We start from the raw sequence: 20,127 nt of genomic DNA on the forward strand, positions 1-20,127 counted from the left end.
CGTCAGCAAGCTCAGGGTCGGCGACTTCATGGAGGGCTTCAAGGCCAGCCGGGCCGGCGTCGACGACATGGCCCGCTCCATGCCCACCGGCGAGGTACCCGCGACACCCGCCCACACCGGCGAGGCGCCCTCGACCCCCGCGCACGCGGGCGATGAGACGCCCCCCGGGCGCGAGTACGAGGACGCCGACGGCAACAAGCGCGTCATCGGCCACGACGGCAGCATCCGCGACGAGCACGGCAACGTCGTTCCCGACACCGAACCCGTCAGGGAACCCCACAAGAGCGACCTGCCCAACCACCACGAACCCGCCCCCGCCCCCGTCAAGGAGCGAGTCCTCGAAGGCGCCGGGGGGCCGAGCCACGTCGAGAACGGCACCGGCCACCCGACGGGCTCGACGCACCCGGGAGACGGAACGTCCCCGAAGGACGGCAGCAGTACATCCGGCACGCCGTCCACGGGCGGTCATGCCACGGATCACTCCTCCGGCGGCCCGGGCAGGGGCTCACACACGCCTTCCGGCGGGAGCGGCGGATCGCACACCCCGAGCAGTGGCGGCGGTCGTGGCACTCCGGGACACTCCGGTCACGACACGTCGGGCACCGGCGGGGGCGCGGGCAACCACACCCCGGGCACTCCCGCCGGCCACGTACCGGGCGGCGGCTCAGGCGGCCATGGCCCGGCGGACACCGGCCACACCCCCTCGGACCCCGGGCACGGTCCCGGCGACTCGGGCAAGAGCGAGCCCGGTTCTCCGGACGGCGCCGGCACTCCCCCGCCGGGTGACGGCCCGTACGCCCCCCGCCCCGGCGAGGACGTCCCGGACCTCCGGCGCCAGGACAACGACTTCTCGGACGAGTACAACAGCAAGGGTCAGCGCAAGAGCTACATCAATGCCGATGGTGACCTCGTGCCGGCCAACCCCGATGGCCAAGCGACGATCGTCGACCACGTCGTGGGGCGCGAGCCCAGGAAGTCGGACAGCCCCTTCACGTCGACGAGCAAGGATGGCGCGGACGCCAAGGACTACGGCGGCAAGACGATCCGCGTGGATCTGCCCAGGTTGATGGAGGACATCGCCAACGGCAAGGTCAAGGGCGTGGAGGTGTATTCGCCCAGAGAGGTCGAGGCGGCCATTCAGGCAGCCGCCAACAAGACGGCCGGGCGCCCGATCGACATCTCGGTCCCGCCGCGTGCGAGCTATGAGAAAATCCGCGAGATGGCGGAGGGGCTCGGCTTCGGCAAGAAGAAGACGGACAGCCTCGAGCAGCGGATGAAGGACATGATGCACACGCGCCGCGACTCTGAGTGGTTGGTCAAGGGCGTTGTACCAAAGGACTACATCACCGGGCCGTTCTAGTGTCTGAATCCGCATATGAAGAAAGGCGAGTCATGACACGGTTCGATGAATTGCTCGGCACGAATTTCAGTGGCGAGCCGACGACGGACATCGACGATGTGATTCTCAGCGCGGTCGATGAGCCCGGGCACCGGGAGCGTGTCCCCGGGCTCATCGAGCTGATGAATGATCCGCGTGAACCCGAGAAGGAACGCTTCCTGGCCTGCCTGGCGCTGACCACGTGGGCTGAGCCTGCCGGTTTCGAGGCGGTGATCCGGGCGGCCGCGGACCCCGAGGCCACCCCCTGGTACGACTTCTCGATCGACCGGAAGTTCTCGGTGGACAGCACGTTCTCGCAGCTGGCGGTGGCTGTGGACGGCAGCCGTCGTCTGGTCGAGGAGAAGGGGACGGCGGCCTTGCGTGAGCGGGCCTTCCGCGCTCTCGTGCGGCTGGCCGACAGCCAGTACTTCGAGGACCGACTCGGTGAACTGATCGACAGCGCCACGGTCAGGGCCGCACTGGTCGACATCCGGGATGTCGTGAGCCGTGGTGTGCGTTCCCTGGCCGAGGGGGAGAAGCAGCGCTTCGACCTGGCCACGCAGTTGGTGGATCTGGCGTGCGCCGTGGCGCCTGTCGACGGCCCGTTGTCGGTGGAGTTGGCCATGAGCGTGCTGCGTATCAGCGCCTCCCCCCGCACGGTGGACCATGCCGTCACCATCGTTTTCCGAGCCGCGGGCCCGGAGGTCCGGCAGTTCGGCGAATACCTGCTGACGGTCGGCGATGAGGGAGTGCGCGCGGAGGTTCGAGAGGCGCTGGGCGGCGCCGAGTAGGACCGCTTCTCGGCTGAGCGGCCGGCACGCGGACGGGGTGGCCACGAGCGGTGCGTGGACGGATCGGCCCACCGTGCGGGGCTCACGATCCCGGTGTCCCGGCCGGCGTGGACGGCCTTTCGGACCGCCCGGAATTCGCGGATCCACTTCACCGGGCCCGCGTTCCCGGACTCGTCGCCTTGATGGACGATGCCGGGGCGCCCGAGCTCGAGCGGTTCCTTGCCTGTGTGGTCCTGGGCGGCGACAACCCCGGGTCCGGTTCTGGCGACAACGGATCCGACGGCGGTGCCGACGGCCATCCGGAGAAGCCCACGTCCGACGGGGAGACTCAGGAACACGGGGAACCGGACAGCCGGACACCTCTGGTGAAACGGGCACACCGCCCGGCGAACGTGCGATCGAAAGACACGGGCGCATAGTCGTCATTGATGTCCGGAACGTAAATCAAGCGGCAATCGACAGCGTCAAGGCCGCTGTTGAAAGCAACGGTTGGGGAGATCGTGTCATCTGGTACCCGCAAGAACTGGAGGCCGACCGTTCTCCCGGCCGCTGCGGAAGCCACGCGGCAACTGCAGGAGTGGCTCGGCTCCGAGGAGTACAACCTGAACGGCATGGAGTGCGACTTCCGGGGCGCCGACCTGTCGGGCGGGGACTTCTCGAACGCGTGGTTCACCGATGCGGTCCTCGTGGACGTGCGACTTGTCGGCGCCTCCTTCTACCGTGCCGACCTGCAATCGGCGGATCTGACCGGAGCGGATCTGACCGGGGCGGATCTCGTCAGGGCGAACCTCGACGAGGCCGTGCTCAGGTCGGCGCGACTCGACGGGGCGGACATGGTTCGGGCTTCGCTGGCCGATGTCGACGCGGCGGGAGCGAGTTTCCGCGGAACACGGTTTCTCGGTGCCTCGCTGATGGACACCGACATGAGGGGGGCGGACCTGACCGACGCCGTCCTCGACGAGAACCTGTTTGAGATCAAGGTGGACGACTCCACTGTGGTGCGGGGACTGACCGGCACCGTCTTCGGCCCGATCACCGTCTTCAGCGGCGAATCGTCCCGAGAGCTGGCCGACGCGGAGCTCGAGGCGTGGATCGCTGAGCGAGGCGGGCAGGTACAGGTGATTCCGCCGCGTCGCCCGCCGCGGTAGACCCTGTCACGATGCGCCCGCCGGGACATGGCCGTGGGGTTCGGCGGGCAGCGAATTCAAGGAAACAGGAACGAGTTCATGCACGGCTGTCGTGAATTGCTGGGCATGGATTGCGACGGCCGGCCGACGGACGACATCGACGACGTGATCAGCGCCGCCGCGGATCCTGGGGAAGCAGCGCTTCGACCTGGCCACGCAGTTGGTGGATCTGGCGTGCGCCGTGGCGCCTGTCGACGGCCCGCTGTCGGTGGAGTTGGCCATGAGCGTGCTGCGCGTCAGCGCCTCCGCCCGCACGCTGGACCATGCCGTCACCATCGTCTTCCGCGCCGAGGGCCCGAGGGTGCGGGAGTTCGGCGCCCACCTGCTGACGGTCGGTGACGAGAAAGTGCGCGCGGAGGTACGCGAGGCACCGGGCCTCACCGAGACGGCGTCCGGCTGATCGGGAAATAATGGCGAAGGATGACGCGAGCGCGACAGAAACAGCGGCAACGGCACCACTATGCACCGAAGGCGACTCCGTCACCGTCGGTGTCGCCTTCGTCGTCCTCCGTACATGCGAATACGACGCATCATCCCAAAGGAACACACGAAATGACGGAGTCGGCCCAGTGATAGGTTCTGCCGCGTGGTAAACGTGGGGGAAAAGCAGCGCACGGAATTGAGCAGGATCACTCTCGTCGGCGATCGACGGAGAGTGGATCTGGTGCTCCCCGCGAATGAGCCCATAGGGCGGCTTCTGCCCGATGTCCTGCGGCTGTTGGACGACAGGGTGGGCGAGCGGCCGGCGGCCCGGCATCTGATCAATGCAGAAGGAACGGTTCTGCCGCAGGACGGGACCCTGGCCGAGGCCGCCGTGCCCGACGGCGCCGTGTTGCGGCTCGTCCGCGTGCACGACGCCCCCTCCGCCCCCGTCGTGCACGACGTCACCGACGAGCTCGCCGAGGACCTGGACGTACGCGCGTGGCGCTGGCGGCCCGAGGCCCGGCGGTGGACCGCGGGCGTGGCGACGATCGTGCCGGCCGTGACCGCCGGTGTGCTCGCGCGCACCTTCGTCGGCACGGCCGAGGTGGCGGCTCCCCTCGCGGTCCTGGCCGTGCTCGTCGCGGCCGTCGGCGCGGTCGCCGCGCGGATCGGCACCCGGGCCGGTACGCGAGCCGCAACCCGGGCGGGGCACAACGGTCGGGACGGTCAGAACGGTCGGGACGGTCGGCCGGCCCCGGCAGGACAGCCGGACCGGGCAGGACAGCCGGACCGGGCAGGACAGCCGGACCGGGCAGGTCAGGCAGGACGCGCGGACCAGGCGGGTCAGGCGGGCCGCGACCTCGGCGGCACCCTCCTGCTGACCGGTGGCGCCCTCGGCGTCCTCGCCGCGTGGACCGCCGCCGACGCCCACGCCTGGGGCGGGGCCGCGCGGCTCGCCGCCGTGGCCGGCGCGCTCGCCGTGACGCTCACGCTCGCCGGGCTGTTCTCGCGGCTCGGCAAGGGCGGCCTGATCGGCGCCGGAGCCGTCGTCGTCACCGCCGGGGCGTGGGAGGCCGTCGCGGCGCTCCAGGACGACCCGGCGCGCGTCGGATCCGTCATGGCCCTCGTGTCGGTCGTCGTACTCGGCCTGCTGCCCCGCCTCGCGCTGATGGCCGCCGGGCTCACCGGACTCGACGACCGTCGCTCGGGCGGCGCCTCCGTCAGCCGCCACGAGGTCGACACCGCCCTCGCCGCCACCCACCGCGGGCTGGTCCTGGCCACCGTCGTCGTCGCCGCGTCCGCCGCGGCCGGCGGGCTGTCGGCCGTCACCGCCCCCTCGTGGTGGACGGTCCTCCTCGCGTCCCTCACCGTCGTCGTGCTGCTCTCCCGCTCGCGCGCCTTCCCCCTGATCGCCGAGGTCGTCACGCTGCTGGCCGCCGCCCTGGTGCTGCTCGTACGCCTCGTGGTGCTGTGGATCGACCATGTCCCCGGCGCCCCGTACGGGCCGCTGGCCGCGCTCTGCGGGGTGGCGCTCGTGCCGCTCGCCGTGCTGGCGGTCCGGCCGCCGGAACACGTGGGCGTGCGGCTGCGGCGCGCCGTGGACCTCGTCGAGACCATCGGCGTGATCGCGCTGCTCCCGCTCGTGGTCGGGGTCTTCGGCGTCTACGCACGTCTGCTCCACCAGTTCTGAGCTCCAGGAGAGATCGCATGTCCCAGGACGACTGGCAGGGCGACGTACTGCGCGACCTGCGCAACCTCAACGGCGGCGCCGAGGAACCGGCCCGGTCCGGGAAGCCGACCGGCGGGCCCCCGGCCGCGTCCGCGTCCCCCGACACGCCGCCGAACCAGGCCGAGCCGCCGGGCGGGGCCGAGGCACCGGGCCGGGCCGAGCCGCCGAACCGGGCCGAGGCACCGGGCCGGGACACCGCCGCCCAGGCCCACCCGACGCCCGCCCCCGCACCCGCCCCCCGGCCGCTGCCCACGCCCGTCACCATGGAGCTGCCGCTCCCCGACGAGTTGGTCAGGGGCAAGCCGCTCAGCGGGGACTCCGCCACCAGGCGGACCTCCCGCTCGCTGCGCCGGCTCGTCGGTTCCTCGGCCACCCGCGAGGTGGAGGAGGCGACCCGCGTCGCGCAGGCGCTCCAGCAGCCGCTCACCACGGGCCGGCAGATCGTCGTCACCAGCATCCGCGGCGGCGCGGGCAAGACCACCGTCGCCGCGCTGCTCGGCCGCACCTTCGGGCACTACCGTCAGGATCCGGTGCTGATGCTGGAGGCCGACCCGGCACTGGGTACGCTCCCGGCCCGGCTCGGCGTCACCAAGGTGCGCTGGACGACGAGTGACGTCGCGCAGCTCATCGACCCGTCGATGCAGCTCACCGACGTCGTCGGCTATCTCGTCCAGTTGCCCGACCGGGGGTGGCTGCTGCCCGGCAGCCAGGGCCGGGTGGGCAACCGCCTGGAACTGGCCGAGTACCGCTCGGTGATGGTCGCGTTGCGCCGCTACTTCGGGATCACCGTCGTGGACTGCGACACCCTCCCGAGCGAGTTGTCCCGTACCGCCCTGTCGGCGGCGCAGGCGCGGGTGCTGGTCACCCCGGCCACCGTCGAGGGCGTCACCACCACCCGATCGGTGCTGGACTGGATGGCGTCGTTGTCGCGACCGAGGATGCTGGAGGGAACGGTGGTCGTCGTCGCCGCGTCGTCCCCCCACATGACGCTCGACGTGGCCGCGGCGCGTGAGCACCTGCAACTGGGCGGCGTGAAGGTCCTGATGCTCCCGTACGACCGGCACCTCGCCGCCGGCGGCCCGATCCGCACCGACCTGCTCGGCCAGGTCACGCGCGAGGCCGTCACCGAGCTCGCCGCCGAAGTCCTCACCCGAGCCATGAGCAGGCGAAGCAACCGATGAGCACCCGCATGGTCCACCGTCCCGCCCGCACCACCCGGCCGCTGCCGGTGCCCGGGGCGCGCACGATCGAGCCGCCGCCCAATCTGCCCGAGGGCAGGACGGGCGGCGCGCTGCACACCCTCATGCCCATCGCCGGCGTGATGAGTTCCGTCGTGATGATGACGATGGTGCGCAACAGCCAGTTCGCGGGCATCGGCGCGATCGTGCTGCTCGTCACTGTGATCGGCTCGGTCGGCATGCTGTTGTCGCAGCGGGGCAAGGCCCAGCGCACCCGGCGCCAACAGCGTGAGCGCTATCTGGAGTACCTGGAGGAGCTGCGCGAGGAGTTGGGCGCCGAGGAGCGCGAGCGCCGCGAGGCGGCACGGGTCCTCGATCCGCCGCCCGAGGCGCTCTACGACATCGTGCGCGACCCCGCCCGGCTGTGGGAGCGGCGCCGCCTCGACGGCGACTTCCTGCGCGTGCGGGTGGGCACCGGGCGGATGCCGGTGCGCCCCCTGGACGTCGGCGAGCAGGGCGGCAGCGTCCTCACCCCGCCCGACCGCTTCATGCTCAATGAGGCCGGCGCGCTGAGGAAACGATTCTCTACAGCGACCGACCTACCCCTGACCGTGCCACTCGACCGCGCCGGCAACGTCAGCGTCGTCGGTGACCGCGAGGGCGTCCTGCGCGTCGTACGCGCCCTGCTCACCCAGACCGCCGTCGCCCACGCACCCGACGACGTCGCGCTCGCCCTCGCCTGCCCCGGCGACCGCATGAGCGACTGGGCATGGGTCAAGTGGCTGCCCCACACCCTCGACCCCGACGAGCACGACGGGCCCGTCAGCGCCCGCCGCATCGCCCCCGCGCCCGCGCAGCTCGCCCGGCTGATGAACCGGGACCTGCGCGCCCGCGCCTCCTACGCCGCCGAGGTCCGTCGCGGGCTGTCGGGCAAGGACGCCCTGGAGATGACCGGGCGACTGCTGGTCGTCAGTGACGGGTACGGCGAGGACGCGCACGAGCTGCCGCGCCCCGACGACGCCGTGAGCCTGCGGGACATGGGCGTCACCGTGCTGCACCTGGTGGCCGACCGGGTGCAGGAGCCCGGCCAGGTCTCCCTGCGCATCACCGTCGACGGCGACCGGGTCCACATCGAGGACCTGCGCCCCGCCGAGCCCGTCACCGCCCACGGCACCGCCGACCCGGCCACCGCCGCCGGATCCGAGGGCGTCGCCCGGCTGCTGGCCCCGCTGCGGCTGTCCGCCGAGTCCCTCGTCGACGCCCCGCTGTCCGGCCCCGTCGACTTCGCCGAGATGCTCGGCGTCGAGGATCCGGCCTCCCTGGACGTCCGGGAACTGTGGCGGCCCCGCGGTGAACGCGCCTTCCTGCGCGTACCGATCGGCATCAGCGACTCCCGCCAACCGGTCCTGCTCGACCTGAAGGAATCCTCCGAGCTGGGCATGGGTCCGCACGGTCTGTGCGTCGGCGCCACCGGCTCCGGCAAGAGCGAACTGCTGCGCACCCTGGTGCTGGCGCTCGTCGCCTCGCACCCGCCGGAGGACCTCGCCATGGTCCTGGTCGACTACAAGGGCGGCGCCACCTTCGCCCCCTTCGCCGACCTGCCGCACGTCGCCGGCGTCATCACCAACCTGGAGAACCAGGCCGGCCTCGTCGAGCGCGTCCACTCCTCCCTCGCCGGCGAGGTACAGCGCCGCCAGCAGGTCCTCAAGGACGCCGGGAACATCGCCGACATCGGGCACTACGCGGCCCTGCGCGAGACCCGGCCCGACCTCGACCCGCTGCCGCACCTCTTCGTCGTCATCGACGAGTTCGGCGAACTCCTCACCGCGAAACCCGACTTCATCGACCTGTTCCTGTCCATCGGCCGCATCGGCCGTTCCATCGGCGTGCACCTGCTGCTCTCCAGCCAGCGCATCGAGGGCGGCAAGCTCAAGGGCCTGGACACCTATCTCTCCTACCGGCTCGGTCTGCGCACCTTCTCCGCCGACGAGTCCCGCACGGTGCTCGACACCACCGACGCCTTCCACCTGCCGCCCATCCCCGGCTTCGGTTATCTCAAGGTCGACACCAGCGCCTACGAGCGTTTCAAGGCGAGCTTCGTCTCCGGGCCCTACCACGGCCCGGTCGCCCGGAACGACGAGGACGAGGGCCCCGCCGTCCACGTCTACCCGGAGTACAACACCCTCGGCGAGCCCGAGGCGGCCCCTTCCGGCGAGGACCGGCCGGCCATGCGCAACCGCAACCCCGGGCCCACCGTCATGTCCGTCGTCGTCGACCAGCTCCGGCACGCCGCCCGGCCCACCCGTGCCATCTGGCTGCCGCCGCTGCCCCGCGCCATCGCCCTGGACACCTCGGCCGGTCCGCTGCGGACCGGGGAGCGCGGCGTACAACTGGCCGTCCGGCCCGGCCCGCTCAAGGTTCCGCTCGGTGTCCTCGACGACCCGGCCAGGCAGTGGCAGGGGCAGTGGGTCCTCGACCTCACCGTCGGCGGCGGCCACGCGGCCGTCATCGGCGGCCCCCAGTCCGGCAAGACCACCCTGCTGCGCACCCTGGCGCTGTCCCTGGCCATGACGCACACCCCGCGCGAGGTCGGCGTCTACGGGCTCGACCTCATCGGCGGCGGTCTCGCCGCGCTGTCCGGGCTCCCGCACGTCGGCGGGATCGCCGGCCGCGCCGACCGCGAACGCGCCGCCCGTACCGTCGAAGAGGTGCGCGGCATGCTCGCCGCCCGTGAGGAGCTCTTCCGCGAGCACGGCATCGACTCCGTCGAGCGGCTGCGCGAACTGCGCGCCGAGGGCCGGCTCCCCGAGCTGTCCTCGACCGAGATCGTGCTCCTCATCGACGGCTTCGGCGCCCTGCGCGACGACTTCGACGAGATCGAGGACGCGGTCACCGACCTGCTCAAGCGCGGCGGCGGCTACGGCGTCCACGTCGTCGCGGGCATGCTGCGCTGGAACGACGTCCGCATCGCCACCCAGTCCCTGTTCGGGACCCGCGTCGAGCTGCGCCTGAACGACCCCGGCGACTCCAGCATCGACCGCAAGCTCGCCGAGACCCTGGCCCCGGACGAGAAGGGTCGCGTCCTGACCGACGGCAAGCTCTTCGCGCAGGCGGCGCTGCCCCGCATCGACTCCCTCGCCTCGACCTCCGAGCTGGGTCCGGCCGTCGAACAGGCGGCCATGGTGGTCCGCTCGTCCTGGTCCGGCGACGGCGCCCAGCGGGTCAGGGTGCTGCCCTCCCGCATCCCCGTCGCCGCCCTGCCGTCCGTGACGACCGAACCCAACCGGGTACCGCTCGGACTGGACCAGACCGCCCTCGCACCCGTCCTGCTCGACCTGTTCAAGCGGGACCAGCACCTGATGATCCTGGGCGACAGCGAGTGCGGGAAGACCAACCTGCTGCGCCTGGTCACCCAGGGGCTCATGGAGCGCTACTCCGACGAGGAGATCGTCTTCGCGGTCATGGACCCGCGCCGGGGTCTGCGCAGGCTGGTGCCCGAGGAGTACCGCGGCGGTTACGCCCACAACTCCCGGCTGTGCGGCGCGTTGGCCACCGGCATCGCCACCGAGCTGGAAAAGCGCATGCCCGACGACCTCGCCTCCCAGGACGCCCTGGTGTCCGGCACCTGGTACTCGGGCCCGCGCATCGTCATCCTCATCGACGACTACGACATCCTCACCACCGGCGGACAGCAACCGCTCGCGCCGTTCATGCCGTTCATCCCCTCCGCACAGGACATCGGCCTGCACTTCGTCGTCACCCGCAGGGTGGCGGGAGCCTCGCGGGCGCTGTACGAGCCGTTCCTGATGACGCTCCGGGAGAGCGGTACGTCGGCGGTCGTCATGACCGGCGACCGGCAGGAGGGGCAACTCTTCCCCGGCGTGTACGCGAGCACCCAGCCGCCCGGGCGCGGCACGCTCGTCCGCCGCGGCGAGGCCACCCGGCTGATCCAGACGGCGCTCGCCGGCGCGGACGGCGACACCGAGACGACAGCCGACCGCGCATGACCAGGGGGAACACCGCATGACCAAAGACGTGATCGCGCTCACCGAGCGCATGCCGGACGCACTGGCCGTCCTGGCGGGCCTCCTCGCGGGTGGCCCGGACCTGCGGGTCGAGACCGCCGGCGAGGGCGCCGTGGTCCAGTTGTGCGACGCCGAGGGACGGCCGCTCGTCTCGATCGAGGCGCCGCTGCTGCTCCAGGTGCCGGGCGAGGCGGCCCGGCTGCTGGGGCCCGACGCCGAGCCGGCCGGCGCCGGCCCGGCGTGGTGGATCGAGGCGCGCGCCACCACGGGCGTACCGCAGGCCGAGCAGCTCGCGGGTGCCTTCGCGGCCCGACTGACCATGCTCCTGGGCGGCCGGGTCTGGCCGCCGGACGCCCCCGGCACCGTCGGCGCGGCCCTCCCGGTCGACGTCTCGGGCGTCACGGCCGTACCGCTGCCGGCCGCCGCCCAGCCGGCCGTCGACATGCTCACCGACGAGGCCGCCGTCGTCCTCCAGGACCGTCCGGTCGTCCCCATGACGAGCTGGCTCTCGGAGGCGCTGCGGGCCACCGTGGAGAGCGACCGGTCCCTGCAGATCGTCACCCCGCCGCACTGCCGCCTCTCCCTGCCCACCCGCCTGCTGCTGCAGTCCACGCCCTCGCGCTGGGTGGTGCGGGACGAGCGCTGCGGCTACTACGACGGACTGACCGGCGCGGTACTGCGCTGGCAGGACGGTGCCTTCTCCCCGGACCGGGACGAGAACGGTGAGACCGCGGTGGCGGACACCTTCGCGGAGGTGGAGCCCACCGGGGAGCGACAGCTCATCCTCTCCTTCCGCACCCTGCACCAGCCCGAGGCGGACCTCGTTCTCGGCGGCGCGCTGGAGGCCGCCTGGCAAGCGCTGACCGGCGGTCCGCCGGCCGGCTGGGGAACCTCGGAGCCGGCCGGTCTGGCCTGGTCGCGGCGGCAACTGACCGACCTGGCGTACGCGCGCGCCCCCCGACCCACCTGGACGGTGGTCGTCGGCACCCCGGACCGGCCGGCCGTCGCCACCCTGCGCGTGGTCCGCACCGCGGAGGGGGTGGAGGAGGACGTCACCCTCACCGTGGGCTTCGGACCCGGGGAGAAGCCGCCGCTGGAGGACCTGTCGGGGCTGGCCGGCGAGCTGGTGACCCGGCACGGGCTGAAGACCATGATGTGCCAACTCCGCGCGGCACGCCGGGACCTGAGCGCCCCGCCCCGCTTCGAGCGCCCGCCACTGCCGTACGCCTTCGTGCTGGGTCCCGCGGAGGTACGGGAGGCGGGGCGTGACACCGCGAGCAGGACACCGCTGAAGGACCACCCGGTACAACTGGGCTCGAACGCCCGGCCGGGCTACTACTACCCCCTGGGCGACGGCGAGAGCACCGAGAGCTGGACCGCCCTGGAGCAGCTCGTACGCCACCTGCGCGGGGCGCCGCCCGCCTGAGGGCCGTCCCGCAATCCCTGGCGGGCGCACGACCGGAGCCCGCCTACGTGTCGAACTCGCCGACCCGGCTCCGGTTCAGGAGCTGGACCGGCAGGTAGTCCGAGACCACGTCGATGGGGAAGCCGGCGTCGAAGGCGAGGCAGGCCATGGCCAGCGGGCCGATCGCCCACAGGCCGGTCACGTGGAAGTCGCGATCCTCCTGGTCCCAGTACTTCCTGTGCTGTTCGAGCGCCTGGATCAGCGCGGTGTCGAAGCCGTCGTGGTCGCGCTTGACGAACCGGTAGAAGAGGTTGATCGGCGGACAGGAGAGCTGCTGGAGCCAGTCCCGGGGCGCGATCCGTACCGCGTCGGGGTGGGACTGCCGAAAGGCCAGGGTCAGTTCCTCCACCATGTCCGCCTGCCGGTTCGTCCAGTACGCCTGGAGCGCCCCGACCCAGTGGTACAGGTACTCGTCGTGCATGGCCCCGGCCGCGCGGAGCCTGTCCATCGGGATCGCGCACAACTCGGTCACGCGTTCCCGGTCACGGCAGATGACCGCGTAGTAGAAGGCGCCCAGCCAGTTCGGCGCACTCGCGAACTTCTTGGGGCCCATGGCCGGAAGTCGCCGTGTCTCATGGTGTATTCGGCAATCGACGGTCCCCTCGCCGGCGCCGGTGAGCCGGAACACCGCGGAGCCCACCTGCGCCGCGTTGACCACCGCTTCCCAGGTGTCGATGGACCCGCCGGCCGGATCCACGGCCGCGCGGGCCCACACGGCGAGTTGAACGGAATCCCACAGCGCGTCGAGCATCCGGGTGGAACGGTTCAGGGCTTCGATCTGCTTGATCGCCGAGGCCATCAGCCGCTTCGCGTACGCCTCGTCACCGGGTTCGGGGGTGCCGTGGCGCTCAACGGTGGTGGTCACTCGTTCTCCTTGGTGTCGGGGCGCTCCCACGTCCGCGTGGGGGCGCCGCTCTCGTCCCACTCGCATCCCGCGAGGGCGATGCGCCCGTCCTCGCTGTGCAGCAGTCTCCGCGCGAGGACTCCGTTCTCGTGCCATCTCCGGGCCTCTCCCGCCAGGAACCCGCTCCGCATGACTCCCTCGGCCTGGAGGGCCCCGCTCGGGTACCAGTGCCGGTACGGCCCGTCCTTGAGGCCTTCCGTGTAGCTCGTCACGCTGACCCGGCGGCCGGCGAGGTATTCCTCGGCCTCGCCCGTGAACGGCTCTCCCCGGTAGAGGAGCCGGTGCGAGTAGTCGCCGTCCACGTCCGGGTCGTCCACGTCGATGCGTCGCACCCGGCTCGTCACACGGTCCGCCTCACGTGGGGAATTCGCCGAGTCGGGAGCGGTGCAACAGGTGGTGGGGCAGGTAGCCCGACTCCACCCGGACCGGCATCCCGGCGTCGAGGGCGAGGCATGCCAGGGCCAGCGGGCCCAGGGCGAGATGACCACCCGGCTTCTCGGATCGTCCCTCGGCGGTCCAGTACGCCCTGTGCAGTTCCAGCGCCCGCACCAGCACCTCGTTGAAACCGTTCGCGTCCCCGGTGACGAACAGGCTGAACAGATGGATCGGCGGGGCCAGCACCCCCTCCAGCAGATCCCGCGGCACCCGCACCGCGACATCGGGCGAGGAGTTCTCCACCGCGCGGGTCAACCGCTCCACCAGGCCGGGCCCCCGGAGCCCGTACGTCCGCAGCGCGTCGACCCAGTGCGAGAGGTACTCCTCGAACCCGACGGCGATCAGCCGGTCGAGCGGGAATCGACACAACTCGGCGATCCGCGTCTGATCACGACACACCACCGCGAGCCAGAACGTGTCGAGCCACGTCCCCAGAGTCGAGGCGGCCTCGTCACTCCCGGCCGGCAGCACACGCACCTGACGGTCGATCAAGCAGGGTACGGTCCCTTCGCCCGCAGACTCGGTCGCGAAGACGGCCGCTCCCAACTGAAGCGCGTTGACCACCGCCTCCCAGGTCTCCGCCCTCGCCGCCCGCGGATCGACGGTGCAGCGGGCCCCGAGATGCATCAGCGCGTCGCCGAAGACCGCCCCGAGCGAGTGCGGGTACCGCTCCAGTTCGTCGATGTCCTCCGTGAGGTCCTCACCGAGAGATACGACCCACTCCTCCTCCACGACGCCCGCCGTGACATGACTGCCGACAACCACCGTCACCGAAGGATCACTCTCACGAATGGGTCGACTCGGGCGACTTCGTCGCCGACGGCGACGCGTGGGCCTTGGCGGGGCGGGGGGACTTCGACGGGGTCGCCGATCCGGCCGGGGCCGCGGACTTCGAGGGCTTCGGGGAGCGCGGCCCGGACGCGGGCGCGGTGGCATGCCCGGTGGCGTGCCCGGACGCCGCCTTGGAGGCCGTCTTCGACGGGGCCGGGGCTCGCGAGGGGGCCGGCGTCGCCGACGGCTGCGCGTACGGCTGCACGAGGCCCTGCTGTCGCTGCCTCTGCTGTTCCTGTTCGGCCTTCTGCTTCGCCAGCGTGGACTGGATGAAGGACCATCCGACGCATCCCGCGCACAGGACGGCCGCGATGGCCATCCCCGCGAACACCTTCCCGAGCCGTTCGTCCGCGGTGCGTCTCGCCCGCCCCGCCCCGAACAGCAGCGCGTCGCGCATCCTGCGACGGCGTACCGCCACCGACTCCAGCAACTGGCTGTCGTAGTCCCGTGCCATGTGTCGTCCGTCGCCTCCCCCGCTGTTCTGCCTGTGCAACATAGAACATCTGTCGGGTTCGGGCACATCCCGGGGGGGGCTCAGCGCGTCACCGTCCGGGTCACGGCGGGGAGAGGCGGGCGACCAGTTCGGCCAGCTCCACGCAGGCCTGCTCGATCTTGCGGCGGACGTTGCGCTGCTCGGTGACCAAGGCCGACAGGAGCAGGGCCGTCAGGGCGGCCGAGCCGTTGAGCGCCATCAGGTTGGCCATGACCTCGAAGAGGCTGTGGTCCTCGAAGGGGCCCGCCCGATCGGTGGCCGCCGCGATGGCCAGTACGGAGATCAGCAGCGAGCAGGGCGCCGCTCCCGGCAGTCGGAAGCGCACGGCGGCCCAGATCAGCAGCGGGAAGACCAGGAAGAGCAGCGAGAGCGAACTGCGGGTGACCAGCAGGGTGGCCACCACCGCCGTGACCGCCAGTGCCGCCCCCTCCGCGACCCGGTAGAGGTCGGAGGACAGTCGGAACCGGGGCAGGACCAGCAGCAGCGGGGTCACGACCAACACGCCCATCGCGTCACCGGCCCACCAGGACCACCAGACCGGCCAGAACCCGCTCGCCGGCAGGCTCCCGCTCAGCGCCAGCACCCCGGCGCCGACGGTGGCGCTGATCAGCATCGGCAGCAGCCCTCCGAGGAAGACCAGCGCCAGGCCGTCCCGCAACCGGTCCATCTCGGTCCGGAAGCCGACGCGGCGGAGCATCGCGTACGCGCACAGCGGTGCGAGGGTGTTGCCCGCGACGATGGCGAGGCCGACCGGCTCGAACGGGCCGAGGGTCTGCATGACGCAGAACGTGCCCAGCGCGATCCCCGGCCAGATCCGGGGCCCCAGCCACAGCAGAGCGGCGACCGCGATCCCGGTGGGCAGCCACAGGGGCGTGACCTGGGCGCCCGCGAGGACCACGCGCTGGAGCAGGCCGACGCGTCCGCCCAGGTAATAGGCGAGGGCGACGGCGAGGATCGACAGCAGCAGGTACGGGAGGCCTCGGCGTTGCCATCGCTCGGTGTGCACCCCATGTATGAGACAACGGCCGGCGGCTCCCGGCGGCGCCTGACACGCGCTACTCGGCCCCCGGTGGTGCGTCGTGGCGCAGGACGAGGACCGCCGCGTCGTCCGCGTGGCCGGTCGAGTCGGCCACTTTCATCACCTCGGCGGCCAACTCCTCGGGGTCCGCGCCCGCCCCGTCCCGGACCACCCGGAGCACCTCCGCCAGCCCCGTCTCGATGGGGAACGAGGGACCCTCGACCACCCCGTCGGTGAGCAGTACGTACGCGCCCGGCCGGCGCAGCCGCCGTCGGGTGACGGGGTAATCGGAGCCGGAGAGGACGCCCAGGGGAAGGCCGCCCGCGTCCTCGTCCGTCCCGCAGTCGCCGTCGACCGTGGCCCAGACGGCCGGGACGTGCCCGGCGCGGGCGCCGTCGATCTCCCAGGTGCTCGGGTCGAAGCGGAGGAAGGTGCAGGTGGCGAAGAGCTCCTGGTTGACCGAGATCAGCAGGTCATTGGCCCGGCTGAGCACGTCGCCGGGGTCCTCGGCGGCCGCGGCGACGGCGCGCAGGGCGATGCGGATCTGCCCCATGAAGGCCGCCGCCTCCACGTCGTGGCCCTGTACGTCGCCGATGGAGAACCCGAGCGAGCCGTCGGCCAGCGGGAAGCCGTCGTACCAGTCGCCGCCGATGTCCAGGCCCTGCCGGGCGGGCGCGTACCGGGCGGCGGTCCGCAGTCCGGGGGCGTCGGGCAGCGAGGGCGGCAGCATCTCGCGTTGCAGCGCCTCGGCCAGCTGTACCCGGGCCCGCTGGAGCTCGGCGCCTTCCCGGGCCTGGGCCGTGAGCCGTCCGAGGGTGGCCAGGAGGTCGTCGGCGCTCGCCTGCCGAGGGGCACGACGCGGGGCCATGGGCGTCTGGACCTCTCTCCGTGGGAAGACGTGGGACGACGTGGGACGACCGAGCGGTACGCCCATCGTATTTGCGCGCCCCGATCCCCGCCCGGGGACGCCGTGCGGTTGCCGCCGGGCCCGGGAGCGGGTAGGGGCCCCCGGGCCCGGCGGCGTGCCGGAACGGGCCGGCGGCGGATCCGCCGCCGGCCCGGTGGCGCGACGGGGCCCTCTGCGACCATGCCGTCATGCGCATCGGGATGCTGGGGCCCCTGGAAGTACGGGGTGGGGACGGGGTCGTCGCGGTCGGAGGGGCGCGGCTGCGGGCCCTGCTCGTGCTGCTGGCGCTGGAGCCCGGCCGGGTGGTGCCCTCGGAACTGCTGATCGACGGGATCTGGGAACAGGACCCGCCCATGGGGGCCGCCAATGCCCTCCAGGCCCTGGTGTCCCGTCTGCGGCGCGCCCTGCCCGGGGTGGAGGTCGAGTCGCATCCGGCCGGGTACCGGCTGCTGGTGGAGCCCGAGGCGGTGGACGTGGTGCGCTTCGAGCGGCTGGCCTCGGCCGGGCGGACGGCCGCGCCGGCCGGCGATGTCGCCGGGGCGGCCCGGCTGCTGCGCGAGGCGCTCGACCTGTGGCGGGGACCGGCCCTGCTGGACGTGGCCGCGTCGGAGTTCTTCCGGGCACCCGCGACCCGGCTGACGGAGCTGCGGCTGGCCGTCCTGGAGGAACGGATCAAGGCCGACCTCGCACTCGGGCACGGTCGGGACGTGGTGGACGAACTGGCCGCCCTGGTCGCCGAACACCCCTTGCGGGAAGGGCTCGTCGGATCGTTCATGCGGTCCCTGGCCGCCGCCGGCCGGCCCGCCGAGGCCCTCGCCGCGTACGCCCGCGCCCGCGAGGCCCTCGCGGAGGAACTGGGCGCCGACCCCTCGCCGGAACTCGCCGCGCTGCACACGTCGTTGCTGCGCGGCGAGGTCCAGGCCCCGCCGGCCGCCCCGGCGGCGCGGCCCGTCGGGGCCGAACCCGCCACCAACCTCCGTACGGCACTGGCCAGTTTCGTCGGACGGGACGCCGACATCGCCCGCGTCGCGGAACTCCTCGGGGAGTTCCGGCTGGTCACCCTCACCGGGCCGGGCGGCGCGGGAAAGACCCGGCTCGCGGCCCAGGCGGCCCGGCCGCTGCTCCCCGACTTCCCCGACGGGGTGTGGCTCGTCGAACTGGCGCCGCTGGGCGCGGGGGCCGACGTACCGCAAGCCGTGCTGGCCGTGTTGGGGCTGCGCGAACCGGCGCCGGGGTCCGGGGATCCCCTGGACCGGCTCGTCCGCGCGCTGCGCCACCGCACCGCGCTGCTGCTCCTCGACAACTGCGAGCACCTCGTCGGCGACGCCGCCGGGGTCGCCGACCGGCTGCTCGGCGAATGCCCCGGGGTCCGGATCCTGGCCACCAGCCGGGAGCCGCTCGGCCTCACCGGCGAGGCGCTGTGGCCGCTGGCCCCGCTGGACCTGCCGCCGCGCGGGGCGGACGCCGCCGAGGCCGTGACGTACCCGGCGGTGCGGTTGCTGGCCGAACGGGCGGCGGCCGCCCGGTCCGGTTTCGTCGTGGACGCCGACACCGTGGGGGACGTGGTCCGGATCTGCCACGCCCTCGACGGGATGCCACTGGCCATCGAACTGGCCGCCGCCCGCCTGCGCACGATGGCCCCCGACCAGTTGGCGACCCGACTCGACGACCGGTTCCGGGTGCTGACCGGCGGGGCCAGGACCGCGCCGCGCCAGCACCGCACCCTGCGGGCGGTCGTCGACTGGAGCTGGGAGCTGCTCACCGAGGCCGAGCGGGCACTGCTGCGCCGGCTCGCCGCGTTCCCCGGCGGCGCCACCGTCGAGGCGGCGGAGAGCGTGTGCGCGGGCGGTCCGGTCGACGCGTACGAGGTGTGGGACCTGTTGACCTCACTCGCCGACAAGTCCCTGCTCGTCACCGCGGGCGACGGGCGCTACCGCATGCTGGAGACCATCCGGGCCTACGGCCTGGAGCGCCTCGACGGTTCCGGGGAACGGGAGGCGATACGGGCGGCCCACGCCGCCTGGTTCGCCGAGCTCGCCGAGGCCGCCGACCCGCATCTGCGCCGCGCCGGACAACTGGACTGGCTGGCGCGGCTCTCCGCCGAGCACGACAACCTGAACGCGGCCCTGCGCGGCGCCGTCGCGGCGGGCGACGCGCGGGGCGCCGTACGCCTGGTCGCGGCGGCCGGTTGGTACTGGTGGCTCAGCGGTCACAAGGCCCTGGGGGCCGAGCTCGCCGCGCAGGCGGTGTCCGTACCGGGGGAATCGGACACCGGGCAGCTAGCACTGGCCTACGCGCTGTCCGTCCTCCTCGCCACCGCGGGCCTCGGCAACCCGCTCGGCGAGGTGCTGGAACGGGCCCGCGAACTGGCGGAACGCACCACCGGCGGCCGGCATCCCCTGATCCGCTTCCTGGGTCCGCTGCACCGGCTGATGAGCAGCGCCGCCGCCGGGACCCCGCCGCCCGCCGACACGTGGGACGAGTTGATCAACGACGAGGATCCGTGGTTGGCCGCGACGGGCCGGCTCGAAGGCGCCCGCACGCTGCTCGGGCTCGGCGGCCGGCCGACCGCGGAGGCGGAGGGCGCCATCCGCACCGCCCTGGCCGGCTTCCGTGCGACCGGGGAGCGCTGGGGGACCGCCTTCTCGCTGACCGTGCTGGCGGACCTGGTCGCGCAGCGGGGCGATCTGGTGGCGGCGCTGGCACACCACGGCGAGGCCATCGCCGTGATCACCGAGATGGGGGTGGTCGAGGACCGGGTGCACGCACGGCTGCGGCAGGCGCAGTTGCGGTGGCTGCTCGACGACCGGGCGGGCAGCGCCGAGGCGATCACGGCGGCCGAACGGGACGCGGCGGCGGTCGGTTGGCCCGACGCGCCGGCGATGACGGCGCTCGCCAAGGGTGAACTGCGGCTGTGGGAAGGCGCCTTGGGGGAGGCTCGGGGGGAACTGGAGCGCGCCGGCGAGCTGATCCGGGAGCCGGCCGTGCATCCGGCGTTCGAGGCGGTGTTCCAGGACGCGCTGGGTCACCTGGAGGCGGCCGACGGGAATCTCGACGCGGCGGCGGCCCACCGGTCGCGCGCGGTGGAACTGGCGCTCGCCGCCCAGCACGCGCCGACACTGGCCCAGGTCCTGGTCGGATGCGCGGATCAGGAGTCGCGTCGGGGCCGGGCGCGGCAGGCGGCCGCTCTGCTGGCGGCGGCCGTCGCGCTGCGCGGCGGCCCCGATCATTCCCGACCGGACGCGCGACGAGTGGAGGACGCGGCGCGCGCCGCGCTCGGCGAGGAGTTCACCGAGGCGGCGCGATGTGGCGCGGAGGCGACCATGGGGACGGTGCGGGAGCTCGTGCGGGACGTCCGGTAGG

14 protein-coding genes and 1 pseudogene are annotated in these 20,127 nt (G+C 72.8%); 9 read left to right on the top strand and 6 right to left on the bottom strand.

Annotation, left to right across the window (positions count from 1 at the left end; genetic code table 11):
* The 8 genes and pseudogenes from ACFYW3_RS18315 to ACFYW3_RS18350 form a co-directional block, all read left to right on the top strand.
* Positions 1 to 1,360 (top strand): annotated as a pseudogene (locus tag ACFYW3_RS18315) (hypothetical protein); the annotation flags it as partial.
* A gap of 32 nt (positions 1,361 to 1,392) precedes the next feature.
* A complete protein-coding gene (locus ACFYW3_RS18320; RefSeq protein WP_351762286.1) occupies positions 1,393 to 2,169 on the top strand; it encodes a hypothetical protein in 777 nt (258 codons plus the stop codon).
* 500 nt (positions 2,170 to 2,669) lie between these two features.
* Entirely contained in the window at positions 2,670 to 3,317 is a 648-nt protein-coding gene (locus tag ACFYW3_RS18325; protein WP_389386767.1) for a pentapeptide repeat-containing protein, read from the top strand.
* 220 nt (positions 3,318 to 3,537) lie between these two features.
* Positions 3,538 to 3,756: a hypothetical protein gene (locus ACFYW3_RS18330; protein ID WP_351762295.1), complete on the top strand. Its 219-nt coding sequence runs from the start codon at positions 3,538 to 3,540 to the stop codon at positions 3,754 to 3,756.
* Between the two features lie 186 nt (positions 3,757 to 3,942).
* Positions 3,943 to 5,469 (top strand): EsaB/YukD family protein, encoded by a 1,527-nt coding sequence (locus tag ACFYW3_RS18335; RefSeq protein WP_389386768.1) that lies wholly within the window; start codon positions 3,943 to 3,945, stop codon positions 5,467 to 5,469.
* Between the two features lie 17 nt (positions 5,470 to 5,486).
* The gene (locus ACFYW3_RS18340) at positions 5,487 to 6,689 is read left to right on the top strand and encodes a MinD/ParA family protein (RefSeq protein ID WP_389386769.1); all 1,203 of its coding nucleotides are present in this window, start codon (positions 5,487 to 5,489) and stop codon (positions 6,687 to 6,689) included.
* Positions 6,686 to 10,693 (top strand): type VII secretion protein EccCa, encoded by a 4,008-nt coding sequence (eccCa, locus tag ACFYW3_RS18345; protein WP_389386770.1) that lies wholly within the window; start codon positions 6,686 to 6,688, stop codon positions 10,691 to 10,693. The genes ACFYW3_RS18340 and eccCa overlap by 4 nt, the downstream gene beginning before the upstream one ends.
* Before the next feature lie 16 nt (positions 10,694 to 10,709).
* Positions 10,710 to 12,137, top strand: a complete 1,428-nt coding sequence (locus tag ACFYW3_RS18350) for a DUF6177 family protein (RefSeq protein WP_389386771.1) — start codon at positions 10,710 to 10,712, stop codon at positions 12,135 to 12,137.
* Positions 12,138 to 12,180: 43 nt separating this feature from the next.
* On the opposite strand, the gene ACFYW3_RS18355 is transcribed toward ACFYW3_RS18350, so the two are convergent.
* The 6 genes from ACFYW3_RS18355 to ACFYW3_RS18380 form a co-directional block, all read right to left on the bottom strand.
* Positions 12,181 to 13,041 (bottom strand): immunity 49 family protein, encoded by an 861-nt coding sequence (locus ACFYW3_RS18355; RefSeq protein ID WP_351762310.1) that lies wholly within the window; start codon positions 13,039 to 13,041, stop codon positions 12,181 to 12,183.
* Positions 13,038 to 13,424: a toxin-antitoxin system YwqK family antitoxin gene (locus ACFYW3_RS18360; protein ID WP_389386772.1), complete on the bottom strand. Its 387-nt coding sequence runs from the start codon at positions 13,422 to 13,424 to the stop codon at positions 13,038 to 13,040. The genes ACFYW3_RS18355 and ACFYW3_RS18360 overlap by 4 nt, the downstream gene beginning before the upstream one ends.
* 10 nt (positions 13,425 to 13,434) lie before the next feature.
* On the bottom strand, positions 13,435 to 14,286 hold the full coding sequence (locus tag ACFYW3_RS18365; RefSeq protein ID WP_389386773.1) for an immunity 49 family protein: 852 nt from the start codon (positions 14,284 to 14,286) through the stop codon (positions 13,435 to 13,437).
* Positions 14,287 to 14,299: 13 nt separating this feature from the next.
* Positions 14,300 to 14,800, bottom strand: coding sequence for a hypothetical protein (locus ACFYW3_RS18370; RefSeq protein ID WP_389386774.1), 501 nt, complete (start codon positions 14,798 to 14,800; stop codon positions 14,300 to 14,302).
* Positions 14,801 to 14,900: 100 nt separating this feature from the next.
* Positions 14,901 to 15,845, bottom strand: a complete 945-nt coding sequence (locus ACFYW3_RS18375) for an MASE1 domain-containing protein (RefSeq protein ID WP_351762319.1) — start codon at positions 15,843 to 15,845, stop codon at positions 14,901 to 14,903.
* Between the two features lie 49 nt (positions 15,846 to 15,894).
* Entirely contained in the window at positions 15,895 to 16,725 is an 831-nt protein-coding gene (locus tag ACFYW3_RS18380; RefSeq protein ID WP_351762322.1) for a PP2C family protein-serine/threonine phosphatase, read from the bottom strand.
* A gap of 227 nt (positions 16,726 to 16,952) precedes the next feature.
* Between ACFYW3_RS18380 and ACFYW3_RS18385 the strand changes: the two genes are divergently transcribed.
* On the top strand, positions 16,953 to 20,126 hold the full coding sequence (locus tag ACFYW3_RS18385) for a BTAD domain-containing putative transcriptional regulator (RefSeq protein WP_389386775.1): 3,174 nt from the start codon (positions 16,953 to 16,955) through the stop codon (positions 20,124 to 20,126).
* Position 20,127 lies beyond the last annotated feature (1 nt).

The organism is Streptomyces sp. NPDC002602 (assembly GCF_042889445.1).
In the GTDB taxonomy this organism is placed as follows: Bacteria; Actinomycetota; Actinomycetes; order Streptomycetales; family Streptomycetaceae; genus Streptomyces.